Here is a 23,341-nt window from a genome sequence, read left to right on the forward strand (position 1 = left end):
CGAGGCAGTGGATAAATGCTGATCACCGGGGCCGGGAAGTTGTTACCCTCACGCGCTGCCGCCTTCGGAGGCGGCACTCATGCCGAGGAGACTCTGTGATCCCTGCACCACCGGAACTGACCGTCCGTCCGCTCACCGGAGCGGACGAACTCGGTCTCTTCCTCCGGCTGTCCTATGTGCTCGACCATGAGCTCGCGGACGACCTCGCCACGGGCCGTCGCCGCCCCGAGTGGATGTGGGTGGCCCTGCGCGGTGACCGCGTGGTGGGGCGCATCGCCTGGTGGACGGGCCAGGACGGTGGCAGCCCTCAGCTCCTGGACTTCTTCGACCTGGACGACACCCTGCCGGAGCCGGAGCGCGGCGGGATCGGGCTCGAACTGGTCGAGAAGGCGACCGCCGCGGTCGTTCCCGCCGGGTCCGCCCGCCTGGAGTACGGACGGTTCGTCCCGCCGGACTGGCGCCAGGACCCCGCCGCCCGCGATGTCGTCGAGGCCCGGATACGGGTCATGGAGGCGAGCGGGGCCCGGATGCTGGTCGAGCGGCTGCGTCTGGAGTGGCGCGCGGGCACACCGGTGCCCGAGGACACCGGCCGGCTGGTGTTCCGCCGGGTCACCGGACGCGAGGACCTCGTCGCGCTGATGGCTCCGGTGATGGAAGGCACCCTGGACGCCCACGGTCAGGCGGACCTGGCCTCCGGCCTGAGTGCCCGCGAGGCGGCGGAGAAGCAGTACGACGAGGAGTTCGCCGGGCTCAGGACGCCTCAGGAGTGGTGGCGGATCGCGGAGTTGCCGGACGGTGAGCCGGTGGGCTTCGTCATTCCGGCACGCAACAACTACCACCCGATGATCGCCTACATCGGGGTGCTGCCGGCGCACCGGGGCCACGGCTACATCGACGACATCCTGGCCGAGGGGACCCGGGTGCTCGCCGCGCAGGAGGACGTGGAGCGGATCCGGGCGGCGACCGACCTCGGCAACGTCCCGATGGCGGAGTCCTTCGAGCGCCTGGGCTATGTCAACTTCGAGCGCGCCTTCGACATGGTCTGGGACCGGTAGACGTGAAAGCGGTGGACGCGGCGCACCGGGGGCCGTAGTGTCGGCGCGCGGACACACCGCCGGACAGGGAAGGAGGCGAGACACGTGCGTGACATCTGCACCATCCGTAGCACCACCACGTTCACGCGCTCCCGTCCCGTCCTCAGGACGGTGCCGGACTCGGTCTGACCGGGGGCGCCGCATCCCGGAGGACATCACCATGACCGTTCCGGTCATCCGCTCGCTCACCGCGAGCGACGCCCATCTCTTCCATTCCCTGCAGGGCCCCGCCCTGGTCGGCCGTGCCGCGTTCGGCCACCGCTACGCCCCCGTGCACGAGGGCGGTGAGTACCGCCCCGAGTGGACCTGGGTGGCCCTGCGCGACGGTGTCGTCGTCGCCAGGGCGGCCTGGTGGGGCGGGCCCGAGGACACCGAGCCCCTGTTGCTCAACTACTTCGACTTCGCCGAGGGCGAGGACGCCACGGGCGCCGAACTGCTGCGCCGCGCCCCGTGGTCCGTCGAGTACGAACTGATCGTGCCGCCCGGCTGGCGCGAGGCACCCGAGGTGCGGGCGGCCGCTTCGGCGCGGATCGCGGCCGCGGAGGCGGCCGGCATGAAGATCCTGGTCGAGCGGTACCGCTACGAGTGGACGCCCGCCGACGGCCTGCCCGAGCGGCCCGGCCGGCTGGAGTTCCGCGAGGAGCCCGACGACGCGGTGGTCCTGGAGGTCCTGCGCCGGGTCCACTCCGAGACCCTGGACGCCCACGCCCGGCGGACCGTCGCGGGGCCGGGCGGTCTGGAGCAGGCCGCCCAGGAGGAACTGGACTTCTTCAACTGGTGCCCCTCGCCCCGCTCCTGGTGGCAGCTCGCCTACACCCCGGACGGCCGCCTCGCGGGCATCCATGTGCCGGCCCGCAACCCGGGCGGACCCTGCATCGGCTTCATCGGGGTCGTTCCGGAGGCGCGCGGTCACGGTTACGGCTACGACCTGCTCGTCGAGTGCACCCGCTTCCTGGCCGCCGAGGGCGCGACGTCCGTCGCGGGGGCGACGGACCGGGGCAACACGCCGATGGCTGCCGCGTTCGCCCGGGCCGGTCACCGCATCACGCAGGAACGTGTCCATCTGGTGTGAGCGCCGTCCCCGGCGAACCTCCGGTGCGCTGCGCGCTGATCACGTCGCGGTACCAGGCGTACGACTCCTTGGGTGTGCGGCGCAGCGTCTCGTAGTCGATGTGGACCAGGCCGAACCGCTTGCTGGCGCCCTCGGTCCATTCGACGTTGTCGGTGAGTGACCAGGTGAAGTAGCCACGCACGTCGACGCCCGCGTCGATGGCCGTGCGCAGCGCCTCCAGGTGACCTTCCAGGAAGGCGATGCGGCGGCCGTCGGCGACGGGCTCGTCGACGGCGCAGCCGTTCTCCGTGATGTAGACGGGCGGCAGCCGGTCTCCGAAGCGGTCCTTCAGCTGACCGAGCGTCTCGGCGAGCCCTTCGGGGACGACGGGCCAGCCGAAGTCGGTGGTGTCGTAACCCTCGATCTCCCTGATGCCGAAGGGGAGTCCCCCGGGCATGGTGTAGCCGGAGAACGAGCCGAGCGCTTCGGGGCGCGGGGCGCCGACGAGCGTCGGGTTGTAGTAGTTGACGCCGTACCAGTCGAGGGGCGTGGAGATGACCTTGAGGTCGTCACCGACCGGCCCCGGCATCAGGGCGGCGAAGCCCTCGTCGGGATAACGGCCGGTGAGGACCGGGTCGGCGAACAGCCAGTTGGTCAGGGTGTCGTAGATCTCCGCCCCCGCCCGGTCCTCGTCGGATTCCCCCGCCGCCCAGACCGGTGTGTGCGAGAGCGCGATGCCGATGTTGTCGGCGCCGGCGGCGCGCAGCGCCCGTACGCCCAGTCCGTGTGCGAGGAGCTGGTGGTGGGCGGCCGGCAGGGCGTCGAAGAGGAGCGTGCGGCCGGGGGCGTGCTCGCCGAGCGCGTAGCCGAGCATGGTGACCTCGGCCGGTTCGTTGATGGTGATCCACATGGGGACCCGGTCGGCGAGGCGTTCGGCGACGATGCCCGCGTACTCGGCGAAGCGGTAGGCGGTGTCCCGGTTGAGCCAGCCGCCCGCCTCGTCCAGCGGGAGCGGCGTGTCCCAGTGGTAGAGGGTCGGGGCCGGGGCGATGCCGTGGGCACAGAGTTCGTCGACGAGCCGGTCGTAGAAGTCCAGCCCCGCCGGGTTGAGCGCGCCGCTGCCGCCGGGAACGACCCGGGGCCAGCTGATGGAGAAGCGGAAGGCGTCCGCCCCGAGTCCGGCGAGCAGGGCGACGTCCTCGCGGTAGTGCTCGTGGAAGCCGGTGCCCCGGGTGGTGTCGGTGCCGTCCTTGATCCGGCCGGGCTGGGCGGCGAAGGCGTCCCAGCCGGAGGGCCCCTTGCCGTCGGCATCGAAGGCCCCTTCCGTCTGGAAGGCGGAGGCGGAGGCGCCCCAGAGGAAGCCGGGTGGGAAGGTCGGCACGGTCATCTCGGCCTCCAGCAGCCGTAGGAGGGACCTTGTACTACTGCCCGGGCTCGCCGCGAATGAGCAGAACCCGGCAGGGCAATGATCAGGACCAGACCCTAATCGTCAGTTGCAGGCTCGTTCCAGTGCCCTGGGGCCGTGCGTGCGAATTCCGCCGATCGTGGGGCCTCCGGCGAGGCATCAGGTTCATGGACGAGGAGTGCTGAATGCAGTTCGAGGTGTGGGCCCCCGAGGCCGGTTCTGCCGCGCTGTGCCTGGCGGGCGGCCGGCGGCCGATGGAGCGGGATCCGCTGCGTGCGGGCTGGTGGACCGCGGAGGCGGAGGCGGCGGACGGGGACCGTTACGGGTTCTCGCTCGACGACGGCCCCGTGCTGCCCGATCCGCGCTCCCGCCGCCAGCCGGACGGGCCCGACGGCGAGAGCGCGGTCGTCGACCACGGCGCCCACACCTGGCGCACCGTCTGGGCCGGGCGAGGGCTGCCGGGCGCTCTCCTCTACGAACTGCACATCGGCACGTTCACCGAGGCGGGCACCTTCGACGCCGCGGCCGAGCGACTCGGGAGCCTCGTGGACCTCGGCATCACCCATGTGGAGCTGATGCCCGTCTGTCCGTTCCCCGGCACACACGGCTGGGGGTACGAAGGGGTGTCCCTCTGGGCGGTGCACGAACCCTACGGGGGACCGGCCGGGCTGAAGCGCTTCGTCGACACGGCGCACGGGCTGGGCCTCGCGGTCGTCCTGGACGTGGTCCACAACCACCTGGGCCCCTCGGGCAACTATCTGCCGGCCTTCGGCCCGTACTTCACGGACACGCACCACACCCCGTGGGGCTCGGCCGTCAATCTCGACGCCCCCGGCTCGGACGAGGTGCGCGCTTATCTGCTGGGCAGTGCGCTGGCATGGCTGCGGGACTACCGCCTGGACGGCCTGCGTCTGGACGCGGTCCACGCGCTGGCCGACGGGAGGGCGATCACCTTCCTGGAGGAGCTGTCCACGGCGGTCGACGCCCTCGCCTCGGAGCTCGGCAGACCGCTGGGACTGATCGCGGAGTCCGATCTCTGCGACCCGCGGACGACCACTCCGCGCACGGAAGGCGGCATCGGACTGCACGCCCAGTGGAACGACGACTTCCACCACGCGCTGCACACCGCGCTCACCGGCGAGTCCCAGGGCTATTACGCCGACTTCGCGGCCGCCCCGCTGGCCGCCCTGGCCAAGACCGTGACCAGGGCGTTCTTCCACAACGGTACGTACTCCAGCTTCCGGGGCCGCACGCACGGCCGCCCGGTCGACGTCACCCGGGCGCCCGCCCACCGCTTCGTCGGCTACGCCCAGACCCATGACCAGATCGGCAACCGTGCCCTCGGTGACCGGCTCGCCGCCGGGCTCTCCCCCGGCCTCCAGGCGTGCGCCGCGGCGCTCGTGCTCACCGGGCCGTTCACCCCGATGCTCTTCATGGGTGAGGAGTGGGGCGCCCGTACCCCGTGGCAGTTCTTCACCGACCACACCGACCCCGAGCTGGCCCGCGCCGTACGCGACGGCAGGCGGCGGGAGTTCGGGGCACACGGCTGGGCCGAGGAGGACATCCCCGATCCGCAGGACCCGGACACCCGGGCCCGCTCGTGCCTCGACTGGAGCGAACCGGAGCGCGAGCCCCACGCCCGGCTGCTCGCCTGGTACCGCGAGCTGATCGCGCTGCGCCACGCCCTGCCGGACCTCTCCGATCCGGACCTGGCGTCGGTGCGGACGGCGTACGACGAGGAGGCCCGCTGGATCGCCTACCGGCGGGGCGATCTGCGGATCGCGGTCAACCTGTCCGGGAAGCCCGCCGCCATCCCGCTGGGGGCCGGCCGCCACCGTGCGTCCGGGGGCAGGGTGCTGGCCGCCTGGGAGCCGGCCGAGGCCCCGGGCGGCGACGGGGTGCTGCACCTGCCGCCGGAGTCGTGCGTGGTGCTGGCCGACGACTGAGACCGCGCCCCCTGGGGGCGGCCGTCAGATCTTGCCCCGGTCCCATGAGTTCAGAGCGCCGTCGAAGGAGCGGACCAGGGCCAGTACGGCGGCCCCCGGCCGCGGGTCCAGGAACGCCTCCTGGAAGTGCAGGTGGTTTCCGTGCGCCTTGAACTCCAGGGGCACCCGGCCGCCCTCGCGCCAGATGATGCGGCCCGGTCCCCGAGGAACGTCGCCGCCGCCCAGCACGGCCGCCACGAAGAGGAACGGCAGCAGGGGCGAGAACAGCCACCACACGCACCACCAGAAGATCCGGCCCTTGTATCCCACCGCGTCGGGTGCGCCGGGCCGGCGCACCGTCCACCGCACGCGCAGCCCCCTCCTGAACGCCTTCTCACGTACGACCGTGCACAGGAGTTCGCCCTGCGCGCCGAGCACCTGGTAGACCGAGACGCCCTTCCCGCAGGAGGCGGTCACCACGGTGGCCGCCCGTGCCCCGCGGTACTCGTCCTCCCACACGACGAAGGAGCGCGCACCGCTGCCCCGGGCCGCGAGATAGGCGGGCACGCCGCCCGGCCCCAGCTCCCGTTCCACGTGGCCCACGGTCCGGGACGGCCCTGGTTCGGCATAGAGGTTGATCCTGCGGGCGACCGGCTCGGGAGCCACGCCCTCCTGTCGCCTCGGGTGACTCATCGTCAGCATGCCGGTCATCCGGTGTTCCCCCTCGTACGGTCCCCGCCGGTGCGAGGAGCGTACGGATCCTACGGCCGTGAGGGGTGATCGGGCCGCCGGAGGTGGAGGACTCGCGACCGCCCCTCATGGCACGGTGCGACCGCGCGGGAGTCGGCTCAGACGACGATGACCCGGCGGCCGCGTGAGTGACCGGCCTGGCTGTCGATGTGCGCCGCCGCGGCCTCGGCGAGCGGGTAGGTCTTCTCGACCGGGATGTGGAGCTTCCCCGCCGAGACGAGGCGGGAAGCCTCGGCGAGCGCGTCCGGCAAGCTCCCCGCCACGCCGGAGAACCGGACTCCGAGCGCGGGTGCTTCGAGGTCGGCGATGGAGATCACCTTCCGCGGATCCCCGGTCAGCCCGACGAGTTCGCGGATCACGCCCGAACCGGCCAGATCGAGCGCCGCGTCGACCGGGCCGAGCCGCCGCACGCGCTCGGTCCAGCCGTCGCCGTACGTCGTGGCACGGGCGCCCAGGCTCCGCAGATAGTCCTGGTTGGCGGCCCCGGCGGTGCCGGTCACCGCGATGCCGCGGTCGCGGGCGATCTGCAGCACCGCCGAGCCGACTCCCCCGGACGCCCCACTGACCAGCAGCGTCTGGCCGGGCCGCACACCGACCTCTCGGATGATGCGCAGGGCGGTCTCCACCGGGGAGGGGTACCCGGCCGCCTCTTCGAACGTCAGCCCCTCGGGCATCCGGGTCCAGGCCGACAGCACGGCGAACTCGGCGTAGGTGCTGGAGCCCCGGCCGAACACCTGGTCGCCGGCCTCGGCCCCTTCGACTCCCTCGCCGACCTCGTCCACCACCCCGGCGGCGTCCAGCCCGATTCCGGAGGGGAACTCCGTCGGTCGGACCTTCTGGAACTGGCCTTCACGGACCCTCCAGTCGTGGGGGATGACGCCGGCCGCCCGCACGGCGATACGTATGTGACCGGGACCCGCGTGGGGCTCCTCGGCGTCGACGAGGTGCAGGACGTCCGGACCGCCGAATTCAGCGAAGCTCACTTTCTTCATGCGGTGGACCGTAACACTAACGGTTAGTGTTTTAGAACGGTTAGCGTTTCCTAGCTGATAGCGTGCGGGTATGACCGAGCCGCCCGGACGCCGTGAGCGCAAGAAGGCCGCGACCCGCCAGAAGATCGCCGACGCAGCCCTGCGGCTCTTCCTGGAACGCGGTTACGACGCGGTGGGCATCCGCGAGGTGGCCGCCGAGGCGGACGTGGCCGTGACCACGCTCTTCTCCCACTTCGCGTCGAAGGAGGCCCTGGTCTTCGAGCAGGACGAGAACTTCGAGCAACGCCTCACGCGGGCGGTCACCGGCCGGGCCTCGCACGAGCCGCTCGTCCCCGCGCTGCGCCGGGAGACCCAGGCGATGGTGCGGCACTGCACGGCGCCCGGCGGCGCGACGATCTGGCGCATGATCGACGGGTCGCCCGCCCTGCGGAAGTACGAGGAGTCGATGAGGCTGCGCCACGCGGAGACGCTCGCGACGGCCATCGCCGCCGATCCCGGGCCGCCGCGGAGCGCGACGGCGAGCCGGGCGATCGCGCGGTTCGTGGTCGACGCCCATGCGCTGGCCCGCGAGGCGGCCGACCCGGACGGAGCGGTGGACGAGATCTTCCGGATGATCGAGGCGGCCTGGGAGGCCACGCGCCCCGCCCGGCCCGCGTGAGCGAGGGCGCCCCGGCCGCGCGTGAGCCGTGAGCGAGGGGCGCCCCGCGTCGCGCGGGAGTGGGGGCGCCCCGCCGGAACCGCTACTCGACGATCGCCAGTTCGCGCGCGGTGGTGTTCAGCCGCCGGCCCCCGCTCGCCGTGACCGTGACGATGTCCTCGATGCGGACGCCGAAGCGGCCCGGGAGGTAGATGCCCGGCTCCACGGAGAAGCACATCCCGGGGACCAGCGGCTGCTCCTCGCCCTCGATCATGTAGGGCGGTTCGTGGGTGGTGACGCCGATGCCGTGGCCGGTGCGGTGGATGAAGCGTTCGCCGTAGCCGAACTCCGTGATGACGGCACGGGCCGCCCGGTCGATCTCCTGGCATGCGACCCCGGGCCGGACAGCGCGGCAGCCGGCCTCCTGCGCCTCCCGTACGACGTCGTGGACCCGCTGCTCCTCGGCGGTGGGTTCGCCGACGTGGACCGTGCGGGAGGTGTCGGAGCCGTAGCCGTGCATCAGCCCGCCGAAGTCCAGGACGACCATGTCTCCCCCCTCGATGGTGCGGTCGCCCGCCTCGTGGTGCGGGTTGGCACCGTTCGGACCGGAGCCGACCACGGTGAAGTCGACCTGGGAATGCCCGTGTTCCACGAGAAGAGCGGCCAGGTCGGCGGCCACGTCGCTCTCCCGCCGGCCGGAGAAGCGGACCTTCAGGATCTCCTCGTACGTCGCGTCGGCGGCGGCCCCCGCGGCGGCGAGCCGTTCCAGCTCGGCCGCGTCCTTGACGGCGCGGAGCATCGGCAGGGCTTCGGTCAGCGAGGCGTAGGAGGAGTCGGGGAGGAGCCCTCGCAGGGCCAGCAGATGCAGCGCCCAGGCGTTGTCACTGATCCCGAACCGGCCCTTGGCGTGCAGCAGTCCGGCGGTCAGGGTGTAGGGGTTCGCCGCGTCCGTCCACTCCATCAGGGCGAGGGCCGGGGAACCCGGCGCGCGTTCCGCGTCGGCCGCCTCCAGGGCCGGTACGACGAGGACGGGTTCGTGGCCCGCCCGCAGGACGAGCAGGGTGAGGCGCTCGGTGTCCGCGGTCGGCCGGTAGCCGGTGAGGTGGACCATGTCGGGGCCGGGCGCGACCAGCACGCCGGCCAGACCGGCCGCGTCGGCCGTCTCGGCGGCGCGGGTCATCCTGGCCCGGTAGTCGTCCGCGGTGAAGGGCGCGGGCTGGTCGGTGCTGGACATGAGGACCTCCTGGCGGGACGACACGGCACTCAGCATCCTGCCCGGCCGCCGGGGCGGACGCGAGCAGGATGCCGGGTGCGCCCCAGCGGGATCGGCGAAGCCGTACGCCGCTGCTCACGTCCGCCGCGAACCGGCCGCGCCGGCCACCTGCCTCAGCGGAACGCGGCGACGTTCCGGGCGGCCCAGTCGGCGAAGGGACGCGGAGGGCGGCCGAGGACCCGCTGGACGTCCGGGCTGACGCGCAGCTCGGCCGGGTTCGGAGAACCGAGGATGTCCAGGGTGTCGTTGGCGAGCTCCGCCGGCATGCTCCGGCTCATGCCGGTCCAGGCCTCGTCGCGGGTGAGTTCGTGGAACCGCACGGGTGAGCCCAGCGCGGTGGCGATCGCCTCCGTCTGCAGGCGCGGAGTGATGACCTCCGGGCCGGTCAGTTCGTACACACCGCCGGTGTGCCGGTCGTCCAGCAGGGAGGCCGCCGCGACCTCGGCGATGTCCGCCGGGTCGATGATCGGCACCCCGATGTCGCCGAACGGCGCGGCGACGGTCTGTTGCGTGCGGACGGACTCGGCCCACCACAGCGCGTTGGACGCGAAGCCGCCCGGCCGCAGGATGACCCACTCCAGGCCGGACTCCCGCAACATGTCCTCAAGTCCGCGCATCGCGATCCGCGTCCGGCCCGTGGGCCTGGTCACCACACCCAGCGTGGAGAGCAGGACGACCCGGCGGACACCGGCGGACGCGGCTTCGGTGATGATGTCGGCAGGGCTGGCTCCGGTGGCGTGCAGGTCACCGGAGAGCAGGAGGAACAGCCCCCGCGCCCCGGAGAGCGCCGGCTTGAGGCCGGCCGGCTCGCCCAGGTCGGCCACCACGTGGCGGACACCGTTCGGCACCGCCGCCGCGTGCCGTGACACCGCCGTCACCTGCTCGCCCGCCTCGGCCAGTGCCTGCGTCAACGGCCGGCCGATGTTTCCGGTGGCCCCGGTCACTACGATCATTTCAGCTCCTTGTCAGGTTCCCTCTGTGTGGGCCTGACGCTAGGGGCGCGAGCTAACTTTTGGTAAGGACATACCTCGGGGTAAGCTCATGACATGGTGGAAGGTGTCCAGGACAGACAGGCCGAGGCCGACCGGCGGTATGACGTGTTTCACACCGGCTGCCCCGCCCGCGACGTGGTCGACCATGTGACCAGCAGATGGGGCGTCTGGGTGCTGATCTCCTTGCGAGACAACAGCCTCCGGTTCTACGAGCTGCGCGAGAGCATCCAGGGCATCAGCGAGAAGATGCTCGCCCAGACCCTGCGCGGACTGGTCCAGGACGGTCTGGTCTGGCGGGAGGTCGAGCCGACGACGCCGCCCCAGGTCACCTACGGGCTGACCGAGTTCGGCCGGGATGTCGGCGAGCCGCTGACCGAGCTGTTCGACCGGATCACCCGTCGGCTGGCACCGCCCGGCGCGGACGATCACACCTCAGCACCCCTGGAAGGGCCGTCCGCCGGCCGGTTCGGCCAGGAGGGCGAAGCCGCGCACCGGGGCCGGTCCCCCGGCGCCTGGGGCTCGAAGCCTGTGGGCGTCCGGGCTCCGGAGAGATAGCCCTCCAGCATCTCGCGCCGCTGGGCCAGCTGCCGTTCCTGGCGGACCAGCTCGTCGCGGACCTGCCGGACACGGGCCAGGAGCTCACCGCAGTCCCCCTCAAGGGTTTGCGCTCCGGCACAGGGCAGGATCTCCCGGATGATCCCGGAGGAGAGTCCGGCGCGGTAGAGGTCCTGGATGAAGGCGACCTGCTGGACGGCCTCCTCGGCATAGTCGCGGTACCCGTTGGGCAGCCGGTGGCCGGAGAGGAGTCCCTGTTCCTCGTAGTAGCGCAGCGAGCGGCTGCTGACACCGGTGGCCTTGCTGAGTTCCCCGATGCGCATGCTGCCCTCTTCCGTCCTGTACGGCTTGACATTGACGTCAATGTGAAAGTTTAGCCTGCGGTCATGAAGCCGACGGAACAGACAAGAGGCCGTATCGCGCTGGTGACCGGGGCCGCTACCGGCATCGGAGCCGCGATCACCGAGAGGCTGGCCCTGCAGGGCATGGACCTCGTCCTCGTGGCCCGGGACGCGGCACGGCTGGAGTCAGTCGCGAAGCGGCTGCACACCGACTACTCGACCGCCGTACTGACGGTGCCGATGGATCTGTCGCAGGAGGGCGCCCCCGGGCGGCTGGCCGAGCGGCTGGCCGGCGACGGGATCGAGGTCGACGTACTGGTCAACAATGCCGGCGCGAGCCTGGTGGGGCCCGTCGCCGCAAGCGATCCCGCCCGGGTTCGGGCACTGGTCGATCTCAACGCCGGCGCGGTGGCCGAGCTGACCACGCTGATGCTGCCCGCCATGGTCGCGCGGGGCAGGGGCTCCATCGTCAACATCGCGAGCACCGGTGCGTACGCCCCCGCCGCCTACCTGGCCGCGTACGCGGCATCGAAAGCGTTCGTACTGGCTTTCACGCAGGCCGTGTGGGCGGAGACCAGAGGCACGGGGGTGCGGGTGGTAGCGGTCAGCCCCGGCCCGACCGACACCCCGATGAACACGCGGCCGGTGCCGGGCAAGCGCCGGCCCGGCGATGTCGCCGACACCGTGATGGCCGCCTTGCGCGGCAACGCCCCCTCGTTCGTCGACGGCCGGGGAAACGCCGTCCAGACCTTTGTCCTCGGCCGCCTGCTGTCCTCCCGGACGGCTGTCCGGATCTCGGAGCGGTTCATGCGGAAGGCGGCCGTCAGCCACTGAGACCAGTGGGAGCCGGCCGCCCGCGCCGCTCCCCGCCGCTCCCCGCTCAGCGAAGCCGCACGACGAGGTCGGCCCGGTCGCGGTGCTGTTCGACCAGCCGGGCGTTGCGCTCGTCGGAGCCGGTGACCCAGCGCTCGGCATGGGGACGCGGTTTCCCGAAGCGCACGTGCCGGTCCACGAGCCTGCGCACCCGCAGTCCCGGGTCTGCGTCCAGGAACCACACCTCGTCCAGCAGTCCCCGCACCGGCGCCCAGGGCCCCTCGTCCAGCAGCAGGTAGTTGCCCTCGGTCACCACGAGCGGGATGTCCGCCGGGACGCGTACGGACCCGGCGACCGGCTCCTCCAGCGCCCGGTCGAAGGCGGGCGCGTACACCGCGTCCTGACCACCGGGATCGCGCAGCCGCCGGAGCAGGGCCGCGTATCCGGCGGCGTCGAGGGTGTCGGGGGCGCCCTTGCGGCCGGCCCGGCCGAGGCGTTCCAGCTCCGCGCCCGCCAGATGGAAGCCGTCCATCGGGACGAGGACCGCACGGCCGTCCAGCCGTTCGACGATCCGGGCTGCCAGCGTGGACTTGCCCGCTCCGGGCGGACCCGCGATGCCGAGGATGCGGCGTCCGCTCCCGGCGGCGAGGCCCCGGGCACGGTCCGCCAGCGCGGCGAGGTCGATCGTCTCCATGGCGGACATTGTCCCGGCACGGGTCCGAAGCGCGTTAGTGTTACGTATAACTCACGCAGTGTCCGTACGTCGAGGACGAGGTCCCCCATGTCTCACATCGCCCTGGTCACGCTGGTCGTCCGCGACTACGACGAGGCCCTCGCCTTCTACACCGGCGCCCTCGGGTTCGAGCTGGTGGAGGACACGGACCGGGGCGACGGCTCCCGCTGGGTCGTCGTGCGGCCACGAGGCACCGCGGGCACAGGGCTGCTGCTCGCGCGCGCCAAGGACGAGTCCCAGCTCGCGAGCGTCGGGGCGCAGACGGGCGGCCGGGTCGGGTTCTTCCTGCACACGGAGGACTTCGCGCGTGATCACGAGCGGATGCGGGCGGCCGGGGTCCGCTTCCTGGAGGAGCCGCGGCACGAGACGTACGGTTCGGTCGCGGTCTTCGAGGACCTCTACGGCAACCGGTGGGACCTGCTTCAGCCCGCGTGACCGCCTGCCGGGGACGTCACACCGGGCCGGCCGCCGTGCGCAGAGCTTCCAGGACCGGCCTGATCAGGGGGTGCCCCTCGGCCCCCTGCCGTACGGCGGCGAAGACCCGCCGGGTCGGGGCGACACCCTCCACGGGCCGTACGACCACCCGGCCGAGGTCGGTGCCGCGCAGCGCCGAGCGGGGCACGAGCGCCACCCCGGCGCCCGCGCCGGCCAGGGCGACCACGGCGTGGAAGTCGTCCGACGAGTGCTCCAGCAACGGCTCGAAGCCGGCGTACTCGCAGGCCAGGACCACCACGTCGTGACAGGGGTTGCCGGGGTACGGGCCGATCCACGCGTCCTTGGCGAGGTCGGCGACGGCCACGTGCTCCTGGCCCACGAGGCGGTGGCCGACCGGCAGCACCGCGTCGAAGGGCTCGGAGTACAGCGGCACCCGGGTCAGCCGCCGGTCGTCGTCGCCGGGTGCTCCCCGGTATTCGACGGCGACCGCCACATCGACCTGACGGTCCAGCACCATCGGCACGCTGGCGTCGCCCTCGGCGTCCTGCACCCGGACCCGGATGCCCGGCGCGGTGCGGGTGAGTTCGGCGATCGCGGGGGCGAGGACGAGCCCGATCCCCGTGGCGAACGCGGCGACCGTGACCGTCCCCGCGACGCCCGCGCTGTAGTCGGCGAGCTCCGCCTCCGCCCGCTCCAGCTGGGCGAGCACGGCGTTGGCGTGGGTCAGCAGGATCTCCCCCGCCACGGTCAGCCGGGCCCCCCGGGCCCCGCGCTCGACCAGCCGGTGGCCGGTCTCCTGCTCCAGGGCGGCGAGCTGCTGGGAGACCGCGGAGGGGGTCAGATACAGCGCGGCGGCCGCGGCCGTCACCGTGCGGTGGTCCGCCACCGCGCGGAGGATGCGCAGCCGCCGTGCATCGATCATGCACCCATGATCCCAGATCGTGAGACGGTTCTACGCGTCCAGGGCAGCCCGGGCGCCGACGAACGCGTCCACGGCGCGGTTGACGTCGTCGGTGGAGTGGGCGGCGGAGAGCTGCACGCGGATGCGCGCGGCTCCCTGCGGGACGACCGGGTACGAGAACCCGATGACGTACACACCGCGTTCGAGGAGGAGCTCCGCCATCCGGCCTGCCTTCGCCGCGTCCCCGATCATGACGGGGGCGATGGCGTGGTCGCCGGGCAGGATGTCGAAGCCCTCCTCGGTCATACGGGAGCGGAAGAGCGCGGTGTTGGCGTTCAGCCGCTCGCGCAGGTCGCCCGCGGACTCCAGCAGGTCGATGACCTTGAGGGAGGCGGCGGCGATGACGGGGGCGAGCGAGTTGGAGAAGAGGTACGGGCGCGAACGCTGGCGCAGCAGCGCGACGATCTCGGCGCGCGCGGCGACGTAACCGCCGGACGCGCCGCCGAGCGCCTTGCCGAGGGTGCCGGTGATGATGTCGACGCGGTCCATGACACCGTGCAGTTCGGGGGTGCCCCGGCCGCCGGGGCCGACGAAGCCGACGGCGTGCGAGTCGTCGACCATGACCATGGCGCCGTAGCGGTCGGCCAGGTCGCAGATCTCGGCCAGCGGGGCGACGTAACCGTCCATGGAGAAGACGCCGTCGGTGACGACGAGCCGGCGGCGTGCCCCGGACGCCTCCTTGAGCTGCTGCTCCAGGTCGGCCATGTCGCGGTTGGCGTAGCGGTACCGCTTCGCCTTGGAGAGGCGGATGCCGTCGATGATCGAGGCGTGGTTGAGGGCGTCGGAGATCACCGCGTCCTCGGGGCCGAGGAGGGTCTCGAAGACGCCGCCGTTGGCGTCGAAGCAGGAGGAGTAGAGGATCGTGTCCTCCTGGCCGAGGAAGGCCGAGAGCCGCTGTTCCAGCTCCTTGTGCACCTCCTGGGTGCCGCAGATGAAGCGGACGGACGCGAGCCCGTAGCCCCAGCGGTCCAGCGCCTCGTGGGCGGCGGCGACGACCTCGGGGTGGTCGGCGAGGCCCAGGTAGTTGTTGGCGCAGAAGTTGAGGACCTCGCCGGCGCGGCCTCCGGAGGTCACGGCGACGGTCGCGGACTGCGGGGTGCCGATGACGCGCTCGGGCTTCTGGAGTCCGGCGTCGCGGATCTCGTCGAGCGTGGTGCGCAGGTCATCGCGTACGGAATCGAACATCAGAGGTGTCTCCCAGGTGGATACGGGTGCGTACGAGGAGCGTCAGGCCCAGTCGAGCAGGACCTTGCCGCCGAGACCGCTCGCGGCGTCGTCGAAGGCGGCTTCGAAGTCGCGGTAGCCGTACCGGCCGGTGATGACGGGGGTGAGGTCGAGCCCGCCCTCCAGGAGTACGGACATGGCGTACCAGGTCTCGTACATCTCGCGGCCGTAGATGCCCTTGATGGTGAGCATCGAGGTGACGACGCGGGACCAGTCGACGGGGAACTCGGCGGACGGCAGGCCGAGCATCGCGATCCGGCCGCCGTGCGTCATGTTCGCGATCATGTCCCGCATGGCCTCCGGGCGTCCGGACATCTCCAGGCCGATGTCGAAGCCCTCACGCAGTCCGAGGGCGCGCTGGCCGTCGGCGACGGTCGCGCCGCCGACGTTCAGGGCGAGGTCCACCCCGACCTTCCTGGCGAGGTCGAGCCGCGCCTCGCTGACGTCGGTGATGACGACGTTGCGGGCGCCCGCGTGGCGGGCGACGGCGGCGGCCATGATGCCGATCGGGCCGGCGCCGGTGATGAGCACGTCCTCGCCGACCAGGGGGAAGGAGAGGGCCGTGTGCACCGCGTTGCCGAACGGGTCGAAGATCGCGGCGACGTCGAGGTCGACCTTGTCCCGGTGCACCCAGACGTTGGACGCGGGCAGCGCCAGGTATTCGGCGAACGCCCCGTCGCGCCCGACCCCGAGCCCGAGGGTGGAGCGGCACAGGTGCCGGCGCCCGGCGAGGCAGTTGCGGCACTTCCCGCAGACCAGGTGGCCCTCTCCGCTGACCAGGTCGCCGACCTTGATGTCGACGACGTCCGCGCCGATCCCGGCGACCTCGCCGACGAACTCGTGGCCCAGGACGAGCGGGGTGCGCACGGCCTGCTGCGCCCAGCCGTCGTAGTCGCGGATGTGCAGGTCGGTGCCGCAGATCCCGGTGCGCAGCACCTTGATCAGCACGTCCCCGGGGCCGGTCTCCGGCTCCGGCACGTCCATCAGCCACAGTCCGGGCTCGGCCTTGTGCTTCACGAGTGCCTTCACGGCTGCGGCTCCCTGTACTGGTACCTGGTGGACATGTCCGGGCAGGGGCATGCCGAAGGCGGCCTGCGGCCCGGGGTGGCTGGGGGTGACGGCGGACGGAGCAGGTGAGCGCGTCATCCGCCGCTCGCTGCCGTCACAGAGACCTTGCCGCACGCCGGACCGCAGGTCCATCGAGGATTTCTTAAGCGCCGCCGCAGCTGCGCTTCACGCCCCGCTCCGCACCGCGCGCCCCCCACCTCGCGCTTCAACACCTTCTCGGGCGCCGTTCGCTCAGGGCCGGGGCCAGGGCCGCCCGTCGAGGTTCTCGATGTCACTGTTGAAGCGCTTGAGGTACGCGGCGAAGGTTGCGACCTCGTCGGGCGTCCAGTCGGCCATGACCCGCTCCAGGCCGCTGATGTTCGCCGCACGCTCCGCGTCGAGACTGTCTTCACCCACACCGGTGATCCGGAACTTGCGGGCGATGCCCCCGTCGGGGTCCGGGATGCGTTCGACCAGACCGACGCGCAGCATGGCGGCGGTCTGCCGGTTCAGGGTGGAGGCGTCGAGACCGAAGGCGTCGCTGAGCTGGCCGATGGACATCGGGCCTTCCATACGGATGCGGCTCAGCAGGGTGTACGCGCTGCGGTCGAGATGTCCGCCGCCACGCCTCGACCGGGACGCGCCCGGCTGGAGGTGCCGTCCGAGCAGCATCGCCTCGAATTCGATCAGGTGCGTCGGCTTGTCCACGGTCCTTCTCTCGACCGCGTGCGCGGCGCCTCGGAGCTCTCTTCACGGCACATATACCACCCGGCGGGCCCCCGCCAGATTTAGGTATGTTGACATAGCTATCTTTCGGTACCCATACTGAGGGTGTGCCCGATCCCACCGCGCCCGACCAGGACATCGACCACGTAGCCTCCGCGCTCGTGGCGTCCCTGCCTGCGCTGCACCGGGGTCTGGAGCGGCAGGTCGCACACGCTTTCCCGCATCCTCGGCTCCCCGACGGCCAGTTGGCGCTGCTGTTCCTCGTCGAGGAGCGCGAAGGGGTCACCGTCAGGGACGCGGCCGAAGCGCTGCTGATGAAGCCGAACAACGTCAGCGCCCTCGTCTCCCAGCTCACCGACCGGGGACTGCTGGAACGCCGGCAGGACGCGGCCGACAAGCGGGTCGCCCATCTGCACCCGACGGCCACGGCCCGGGAGCGGCTCGCCGAGGCCCGGGGGCTCAAGGAAGCCCATCTGGCGGGAGCGCTGCGCACCCTCACCGAGGGGGAGCTCGACGCCCTCGGTGCCGCCCTGGGCGCGCTGACCTCGTTGAACCGGGGCCTCCACTCCCCCATCGGCTGACTCCGCCCCGCCGGGCCCCCGGCGCCTGCGGCGCGGCCGTCGTAGCCGGGGCGCGTCTTCCCGCCGCCCCGGAGTCCCTTCTTCCGTACCGAGTTTCACAGACAAGGCTTCCGCATGTCCTCCACCACCGTGGACACCTCCGCCCTGCCCGAGAGCAGTCCACCCGACGTGCCCCGGGGCCGGCGTGCCAACCCCTGGCTGACCCTGATCGCCGTGGCCATCGGCCTGTTCATGGTCAACCTCGACGGTTCGGTCGTCGCGATCGCCAACCCGGAGATCGGCCGGGACCTCGACGCGTCCACCGCCGACCTGCAGTGGGTCACCAACGCCTATCTGATCGCCATGGCCGCCCTGCTGATCCTGGGCGGCAAGCTCGGTGACCGCTTCGGGCGTCACACGGTCTACATGGTCGGCACCGTCGGCTTCACCCTGGCCTCGGTCGCGATCGCCCTCTCCGGTTCCATCGAGGGCGTCATCGCCTTCCGTGCCGTGCAGGGTCTCTTCGGCGCACTGCTGATCCCCAACACCCTCGGTCTGCTGCGCGCGGTCTTCCCGCCCCAGAAGTTCGGCATGGCCGTGGGTCTGTGGGCCATGGTGGCGTCCTGCTCGACCGCGCTCGGCCCGATCGTCGGCGGTCTCCTCATCGAGCACGTCAACTGGGAGTCGGTCTTCTACATCAACGCCCCCATCGGCGTCTTCGCTCTGGTGTTCAGCCTGTTCGTCCTTCCCAAGAGCAAGGACTCCACGGGGAACCACCGCTTCGACGTACCCGGCGTGCTCCTGCTCGCCGTCGGTCTGGTCGCCCTGATCTTCGGCGTCGTCAAGGGGGAGACCTGGGGCTGGACGTCCGGCGGAACGCTGGGGTCGATCGTCGCGGGCCTGGCCGTGCTGGCCGTCTTCTGCTGGTACGAGACGCGCCAGGAGCACCCGCTGCTGCCGATGCGCCTCTTCCGCAACCGTTCGCTGACCATCGGCGCGATCGTCACCGCGATCAACTTCTTCGTGATGCTCGGTGTCATCTTCTTCGTGATGCTGTACCTGCAGAACGTGCGTGGCTTCACCCCGGTCGAGGCCGGCGTCCGCACCCTGCCGTTCAGCCTGGCCACGGTGGTGGCGGCGCCGCTCGGCGCCGCCCTGACGCAGCGCTTCGGCCCGCGGGTGACCATGCCGGCCGGCATGGTCCTCCAGGCGGCGGCCTCCCTGTGGATGCTGACCTGGGACGCGGATTCGGCGTTCGCCGCGATGTGGCCGCCGTTCCTCGCCATCGGTCTGGGCGTCGGCATGGTGATGTCCGCGTCCTCCGACGCCATCGTGGGCAACGCCCCCCGCAAGGACGGCGGCGTCGCGGGCGGGCTCCAGGCCACCTCGCTGCAGATCGGCGGTGCGCTCGGCACGTCCGTGCTGGTCTCGCTGATCAGCGGCAAGGTGGGTTCGACGCTGACCGGCGAGCTGACCTCCGCCGGTGTCCCGCCCGAGGCCGCGGCCGGCTTCGAAGAGGCCAAGGACGCCGTGTCCATGGGTGTCTCGCCGGTCTCCGCCGACATGCCGGCCCAGCTGAGGGCCGCGGTGATCGAGGGCAGCGGCAACGCCTTCATGAACGGCGTGCACGGCGCGGTGGTCGTCACCGCCGTCCTGTGTGCCGCCGGCGCGCTGCTGGCGGGGTTCGGGATGCGTGGCCGCACGGAGGCCGTCGAGAGCTGAGGTCCTACCTGCCCGGGTGCGGGAGGCGCGGACACGCGCTCCCCGCACCCGCGCGTTCAGGACAGCGGTACGAACGCCTTCAGGGCCTCGCTCAGCCGCTCGGGCTGGTCCTCGGGGATGAGCGTGAAGCTGTCCGCGATCTCCACGAGTTCGCCCTGGGGCAGCATCTCCGCCAGCCTCCGGCCGTGGGCGGGCGGCATGACCTTGTCCTCCGCCGCCCAGACGACGAGCGCGGGACGGTCGAACGTGCGCAGCGCCTCCGCCCAGGCCAGGAGCTCGTCGTCGGGCGGCACCCCGAGCACGTACGCCCGCAGGTCCCGCCGGATCGCGGCGGAGGTCCACAGCGGCCGGAACCACTCGTCCATCACGTCGTGCGGCACCGGCCGTTTGCTCATCCATCCCCATGTCAGGGGAAGCCGGCGCATCCGCCTCAGCTTCAGCAGGGCGAAGGCGAGCCGCAGCCCGCCGGGCACCTTCGCCGCCGCGTACAGATTGCGGCCGGGCAGCCCGGGCGGGAAGTTGTCGAACGCCTCGCAGGACGTGATGACCAGCCTGCCGATCCGCTGGTCCCGGCCTTCCGCGACGAGGGCCTGCGCCCCGCCCCAGTCGTTCATCACCAGGGTGACGTCGTTCAGGTCCAGCTTCTCCAGGAACTCCGCCACCAGATGGGCGACTCCGAGCACCGTCAGATCGGCGTCCGGGCGCATCGGTCTGCGGTGGGCACCCAGCGGCAGCGTGGGCACGACACACCTGTAGCCGGAGCGCAGCCCGTCGACGACGTGACGCCAGAGCGAGCCGTTCATCGCCACCCCGTGCAGCATGACCACCACGGGCCCGTCACCACCGGTGTCCTCGTACTCCACCACTCCTGCGGAAAGCGTCACCTCGGTCATACGGTCAACCTAGGGCGTGCTGCCCCTCCATGGGGGCCCAACGGGGCGTCAGGGCTTGATAGCGTCGCCCGCACGACTACGGAAAGCTCCCCGCCGGGGTCGTCGCTCCGCCGGGCCGGGCCGCACCGACAGGGCGGCGAGCGGCGGCCGGTGCGTGTGACGGGGACGCACGTGGCAGGGACGATGAGGGCCTACGCATGAGCCTCCCGCAGTTGCACTACACCTCCGTCATGTCCGGGGACGGGGTGCCCTCCGGCCGGTTCACCGCCGTGGACCCCGCGATACCCGGACCGGTGCGCGCGGAGGCCGCGCCGGTCCTCGCGTACGACGCTCCGGCGGGCACCCCCGAGCGGCTCCCCGACGCCGGACTCCGGGCGCTGCCGGTGGCGTTCGGCTTCGCCCTGCTCTCCGACGGCAGCCATCTGCTCAGCCGTACGGTGCCCACGGGCGCGGGCGGGTTCCACGCCCACGCCGTACATCTCCTGCCCGGCACGCCGATACCCGGCCGGGTGCTGCCGGTCGCCGCGTGGGGGGCCGCGGGGTGGCTCTCGGTGACGCCGGACCGCATGCCGCCCGATCCCCTGACCTCCATGCTCACCGCGCACGGCCCCTCACGGGGGCTCACCCGGGAAGGCCTCGGCGACTTCGCCGTGGCCCGTGGCCCGTGGCTCGCCGCCGTACTCAGCGATCTGCGCCGGGTGAGCGAGGACCCGTCCGCGCCGCCGGTCGTGCTCGTGGAGCGGCAGAGCGCGGACGTGGCCCGGTGGGTGGCGCTGGCCACCGCCGTGCTGCCCCCGGACCATGCCGAGCGGCTGACCTTCACCACGTACACCCGGCGCCCCGGACTCACCACGCACCAGGTCATCGGTGTCCTTCCCGAGGACGCGCCCGACATCAGCGACCCCCGCTTCCGCGTGCACGCCGCCTCCGGTCACCGCCCTTCCTGGACGGTGGGCGACGCGTGGGCGGGGACGGCCGCCCGGATCTGGCGGAGCCGGTCCCCGGAGCTCTTCCGGGAGGCGGCGGAGCTGCCGGGTGAGCCTTTCGCCGCCGGGCCGCTGGCGGTCACCGCACTGGGTGCGGGCATCGCGCTCGGGTCCGAGGAGCGGGCGGCGGCGGCCGACTGGGCGGCCGAGCGGCCCTACGCGCTGGACGAGAAGCGGACCCGCCGGCTGACCGACGCCCTGACCGCGCCCGCCGACGACCGTACGGCCGCGGAGTGCGCGGCGGCGCTCCGGCTGCTGACGGCGCTCGACGGCCGCTGCCCCGCCTCCGTCACCGCGCCACTGGCCGCGCTGCTGGTGACGGAGGCGGTGCGGGGCGGCGATGTGACCCTGGAGCCGCCCCCGCGCTCGGCGTTCGAGGAGGCGGAGGGGGAGCGCGCGCTCGCCGCACTGGTCGAGGAGCTCGGCGGTGAACTGCTGGCCGAGCTCTCCGCCGCGTCCCCCGGGGGCGTCGCCCGGACCGTGCAGCTGCTGCGGATCGCCCGGCTGCTCGGCGTGGACCGCGCGGAGCTGCTGCCCGGTGTGGTGGGGCGGCTGGCGCGCGCCCTGCTCGACGACCCCGGGGCGGGCACGTGCCGCGCGCTGCCGGACCTGCTGGACGAGCAGTTCGACGTCCGTACGGCGCTCCTGGGTGAGCTGGACCGGCTCACCCCGGACCGCCCGGCGGACACGGAACAGCTGCTGGTCCGGGTGGCCCTGCCGTTCACGGGGACCCAGGCGCTGCCGCATCTGCGGATGTGCGCCGAGGCACCCGGGGCGAAGGCGCGCGGCGCCGACCGGGTGGGAGTGCTGCACACGGTGCTGCGCGCGGCGGGCATGTCCCCGTTCGCCGAGCCGCTGGTGCTGCGGACGGCCGTCGGCCTGGTGTGGGGCGAGGACACCCCGACGGCGGGCGAGGCGCGGTCGCTGCTGGGCGAGACCACGTCCGACGCCCACCGGACGGCCGGCACCTGGTCCCGCCTGGTCGACGCCGCGCTGGCCGCGCCCGTCGGCGACGAGGACGCCCCCGAACTCGCCCATGACCTGCTGCGCGGCTTCCCGCAGGAGATCGGCGCCCGGGTACGCGGCAGCCTGATGCTGCTGGACCTCGCGCGCGACCTGCGCTCGGGCACGGCGGAACCCGGCTGGGCGGACCGGGTCCGGACGCTGCGCGGCCAGGCCGGACCGTCGGAGAACCTGGCCCTGGAACACGCGCTGGGGGCCCTGTCCGAGCGGCTGCTCGCTCCGGGCCGGCCCGGGGACGAGCTGTACGCGTTCGTGCACAGCGGGGACGAGGACCTGATCGCGGCGTACGGCGGGGCGGCCCGCCGCGACGCGGTCCTGACGCTGCTGCGGGCGGATCCCGCGTACGTGGCGGACTGCTTCACCGTGTGGACCGCCCACCCGCACGCGGGCGCCGGCTGGACCCGGACCAGGACCGCGCTGCTCGACGAGGTGCTGCGCCCCGCGGTGCGCGACCTGTCCCCCGAGGGGCTCGCGGCGGTGGAGGAGGCCGTGGAACGCGAGGGGAGCAGCCGCACCCTCGAAGCGTTCCGCGCCTGGAACCGGCCGCCCCGCTCCCTGGGGCGCCTCGGCAGACGCATCGCGGGGCGGGTCCGCAGGGCATGACGAGGTCGCCGGACGCTCCTGGCGGCGGGTACCGTGGGACGTTCTGATCTCGTGTGCCTCCTGGCGGGCTGCGTGACACCCCAGGAGGAGACGGCATGACGACGAACCGCGGACGCAAGGACGTCATCCGGGACCGGATGGCCGCGACCGGCGAGTCGTACAACGTCGCCGCGCGGAACCTCAAGGCGATGAAGGACATGGGCGCCACCCGCGAGGCCCGGCTCGTCCAGCGGTGGCAGCCCGCGGAGTCGCTGGACGTGCCGTGCCCGTGCGGCGGGACGTGTGAGCCGGGCGAGACGTGCGATCACTGCCACGCCCGTCACCGGCATGTGAAGCGTTACCCGGGCAGTGTCACGGACGTCGAGGTCTGGGCGGACCGTTACGAGTGCATGGGCTGCTCGTCGTCGTACACGCTCACCGTCCACCTGGCGGGCCGTCCGTGGGGCGTGGCCGAGACCGTGGTGCAGGGCGGGGCGGCCGAGGAGGTCGTACGGGCCAGGGTGTTCCCCGGAGTGGTGCACCCGCTGCTGCGTGCCGAGGCGGCGGAGTCCGGGGACGAGGACTAGGACTAGGACTAGGACTAGGACTCCGTTCGGACCG

The 23,341-nt window shown here is 72.5% G+C and carries 22 protein-coding genes and 1 pseudogene; 11 read left to right on the forward strand and 12 right to left on the reverse strand.

Translation table 11 applies throughout. The annotated features are described in order from the left end of the window. The first annotated feature begins 95 nt into the window (after positions 1–95). Both AB0P41_RS07310 and AB0P41_RS07315 read left to right on the forward strand, forming a co-directional pair. Positions 96–1,055, forward strand: a complete 960-nt coding sequence (locus AB0P41_RS07310) for a GNAT family N-acetyltransferase (protein ID WP_356713982.1) — start codon at positions 96–98, stop codon at positions 1,053–1,055. A gap of 199 nt (positions 1,056–1,254) precedes the next feature. Further along, positions 1,255–2,166, forward strand: a complete 912-nt coding sequence (locus AB0P41_RS07315; RefSeq protein WP_365930653.1) for a GNAT family N-acetyltransferase — start codon at positions 1,255–1,257, stop codon at positions 2,164–2,166. Here AB0P41_RS07315 and AB0P41_RS07320 read toward each other — a convergent pair. After that, positions 2,138–3,532, reverse strand: coding sequence for a GH1 family beta-glucosidase (locus AB0P41_RS07320; protein ID WP_365930655.1), 1,395 nt, complete (start codon positions 3,530–3,532; stop codon positions 2,138–2,140). The two genes, AB0P41_RS07315 and AB0P41_RS07320, sit on opposite strands and share 29 nt — an antisense overlap. 203 nt (positions 3,533–3,735) lie before the next feature. Between AB0P41_RS07320 and treZ the strand changes: the two genes are divergently transcribed. Next, complete coding sequence (treZ, locus tag AB0P41_RS07325) at positions 3,736–5,496, forward strand: malto-oligosyltrehalose trehalohydrolase (protein WP_365930656.1); 1,761 nt, start codon at positions 3,736–3,738, stop codon at positions 5,494–5,496. 24 nt (positions 5,497–5,520) lie between these two features. On the opposite strand, the gene AB0P41_RS07330 is transcribed toward treZ, so the two are convergent. Both AB0P41_RS07330 and AB0P41_RS07335 read right to left on the reverse strand, forming a co-directional pair. Beyond that, on the reverse strand, positions 5,521–6,141 hold the full coding sequence (locus tag AB0P41_RS07330; protein WP_365930657.1) for a hypothetical protein: 621 nt from the start codon (positions 6,139–6,141) through the stop codon (positions 5,521–5,523). Positions 6,142–6,323: 182 nt separating this feature from the next. Next, positions 6,324–7,217: an NADP-dependent oxidoreductase gene (locus AB0P41_RS07335; protein ID WP_365930658.1), complete on the reverse strand. Its 894-nt coding sequence runs from the start codon at positions 7,215–7,217 to the stop codon at positions 6,324–6,326. Positions 7,218–7,287: 70 nt separating this feature from the next. On the opposite strand from AB0P41_RS07335, the gene AB0P41_RS07340 reads away from it, so the two are divergent. Continuing rightward, positions 7,288–7,875, forward strand: coding sequence for a helix-turn-helix domain-containing protein (locus tag AB0P41_RS07340; RefSeq protein WP_365930660.1), 588 nt, complete (start codon positions 7,288–7,290; stop codon positions 7,873–7,875). Positions 7,876–7,957: 82 nt separating this feature from the next. Here the strand turns inward: AB0P41_RS07340 and AB0P41_RS07345 are convergent, their stop codons facing one another. Then, positions 7,958–9,088: an aminopeptidase P family protein gene (locus tag AB0P41_RS07345; RefSeq protein WP_365930661.1), complete on the reverse strand. Its 1,131-nt coding sequence runs from the start codon at positions 9,086–9,088 to the stop codon at positions 7,958–7,960. 152 nt (positions 9,089–9,240) lie between these two features. After that, positions 9,241–10,080: an NAD(P)H-binding protein gene (locus AB0P41_RS07350; RefSeq protein ID WP_356713990.1), complete on the reverse strand. Its 840-nt coding sequence runs from the start codon at positions 10,078–10,080 to the stop codon at positions 9,241–9,243. 93 nt (positions 10,081–10,173) lie between these two features. Here AB0P41_RS07350 and AB0P41_RS07355 point away from each other — a divergent pair. Further along, positions 10,174–10,524 (forward strand): annotated as a pseudogene (locus AB0P41_RS07355) (helix-turn-helix domain-containing protein); the annotation flags it as partial. A gap of 20 nt (positions 10,525–10,544) precedes the next feature. Here AB0P41_RS07355 and AB0P41_RS07360 read toward each other — a convergent pair. Beyond that, complete coding sequence (locus tag AB0P41_RS07360; protein ID WP_365930663.1) at positions 10,545–10,997, reverse strand: MerR family transcriptional regulator; 453 nt, start codon at positions 10,995–10,997, stop codon at positions 10,545–10,547. Positions 10,998–11,060: 63 nt separating this feature from the next. On the opposite strand from AB0P41_RS07360, the gene AB0P41_RS07365 reads away from it, so the two are divergent. Continuing rightward, on the forward strand, positions 11,061–11,849 hold the full coding sequence (locus AB0P41_RS07365; RefSeq protein ID WP_365930665.1) for an SDR family NAD(P)-dependent oxidoreductase: 789 nt from the start codon (positions 11,061–11,063) through the stop codon (positions 11,847–11,849). Between the two features lie 46 nt (positions 11,850–11,895). Here AB0P41_RS07365 and AB0P41_RS07370 read toward each other — a convergent pair whose 3' ends face one another. Continuing rightward, positions 11,896–12,522 carry a nucleoside/nucleotide kinase family protein gene (locus tag AB0P41_RS07370; protein ID WP_365930667.1) on the reverse strand — a complete coding sequence of 209 codons (627 nt, stop codon included), beginning with the start codon at positions 12,520–12,522 and terminating at the stop codon, positions 11,896–11,898. Between the two features lie 87 nt (positions 12,523–12,609). On the opposite strand from AB0P41_RS07370, the gene AB0P41_RS07375 reads away from it, so the two are divergent. Then, positions 12,610–12,996 carry a VOC family protein gene (locus tag AB0P41_RS07375; protein WP_356713995.1) on the forward strand — a complete coding sequence of 129 codons (387 nt, stop codon included), beginning with the start codon at positions 12,610–12,612 and terminating at the stop codon, positions 12,994–12,996. A gap of 16 nt (positions 12,997–13,012) precedes the next feature. Here AB0P41_RS07375 and AB0P41_RS07380 read toward each other — a convergent pair whose 3' ends face one another. The 4 genes from AB0P41_RS07380 to AB0P41_RS07395 form a co-directional block, all read right to left on the reverse strand. Then, the gene (locus AB0P41_RS07380; RefSeq protein WP_356713996.1) at positions 13,013–13,918 is read right to left on the reverse strand and encodes a LysR family transcriptional regulator; all 906 of its coding nucleotides are present in this window, start codon (positions 13,916–13,918) and stop codon (positions 13,013–13,015) included. Between the two features lie 30 nt (positions 13,919–13,948). Next, complete coding sequence (locus AB0P41_RS07385; RefSeq protein WP_365930669.1) at positions 13,949–15,142, reverse strand: glycine C-acetyltransferase; 1,194 nt, start codon at positions 15,140–15,142, stop codon at positions 13,949–13,951. Between the two features lie 42 nt (positions 15,143–15,184). After that, positions 15,185–16,210 (reverse strand): L-threonine 3-dehydrogenase, encoded by a 1,026-nt coding sequence (tdh, locus tag AB0P41_RS07390; RefSeq protein ID WP_356713998.1) that lies wholly within the window; start codon positions 16,208–16,210, stop codon positions 15,185–15,187. A gap of 270 nt (positions 16,211–16,480) precedes the next feature. Then, the gene (locus AB0P41_RS07395; protein ID WP_365930756.1) at positions 16,481–16,900 is read right to left on the reverse strand and encodes a MarR family transcriptional regulator; all 420 of its coding nucleotides are present in this window, start codon (positions 16,898–16,900) and stop codon (positions 16,481–16,483) included. A 161-nt stretch (positions 16,901–17,061) separates the two neighbouring features. On the opposite strand from AB0P41_RS07395, the gene AB0P41_RS07400 reads away from it, so the two are divergent. Then, complete coding sequence (locus tag AB0P41_RS07400) at positions 17,062–17,535, forward strand: MarR family winged helix-turn-helix transcriptional regulator (RefSeq protein ID WP_356713999.1); 474 nt, start codon at positions 17,062–17,064, stop codon at positions 17,533–17,535. A 114-nt stretch (positions 17,536–17,649) separates the two neighbouring features. Then, positions 17,650–19,236 (forward strand): MFS transporter, encoded by a 1,587-nt coding sequence (locus AB0P41_RS07405; RefSeq protein ID WP_365930671.1) that lies wholly within the window; start codon positions 17,650–17,652, stop codon positions 19,234–19,236. Positions 19,237–19,292: 56 nt separating this feature from the next. Here AB0P41_RS07405 and AB0P41_RS07410 read toward each other — a convergent pair whose 3' ends face one another. Beyond that, the gene (locus AB0P41_RS07410) at positions 19,293–20,129 is read right to left on the reverse strand and encodes an alpha/beta hydrolase (RefSeq protein ID WP_365930673.1); all 837 of its coding nucleotides are present in this window, start codon (positions 20,127–20,129) and stop codon (positions 19,293–19,295) included. Positions 20,130–20,326: 197 nt separating this feature from the next. Here AB0P41_RS07410 and AB0P41_RS07415 point away from each other — a divergent pair, with 197 nt between their 5' ends. Both AB0P41_RS07415 and AB0P41_RS07420 read left to right on the forward strand, forming a co-directional pair. Then, positions 20,327–22,741, forward strand: coding sequence for a GTPase-associated protein 1-related protein (locus tag AB0P41_RS07415; protein ID WP_365930675.1), 2,415 nt, complete (start codon positions 20,327–20,329; stop codon positions 22,739–22,741). Between the two features lie 95 nt (positions 22,742–22,836). Next, positions 22,837–23,307, forward strand: coding sequence for a hypothetical protein (locus AB0P41_RS07420; RefSeq protein ID WP_356714004.1), 471 nt, complete (start codon positions 22,837–22,839; stop codon positions 23,305–23,307). Positions 23,308–23,341: the final 34 nt, after the last annotated feature.

It is taken from the genome of Streptomyces sp. NPDC079167, assembly GCF_040686735.1.
Classification (GTDB): domain Bacteria; phylum Actinomycetota; class Actinomycetes; order Streptomycetales; family Streptomycetaceae; genus Streptomyces.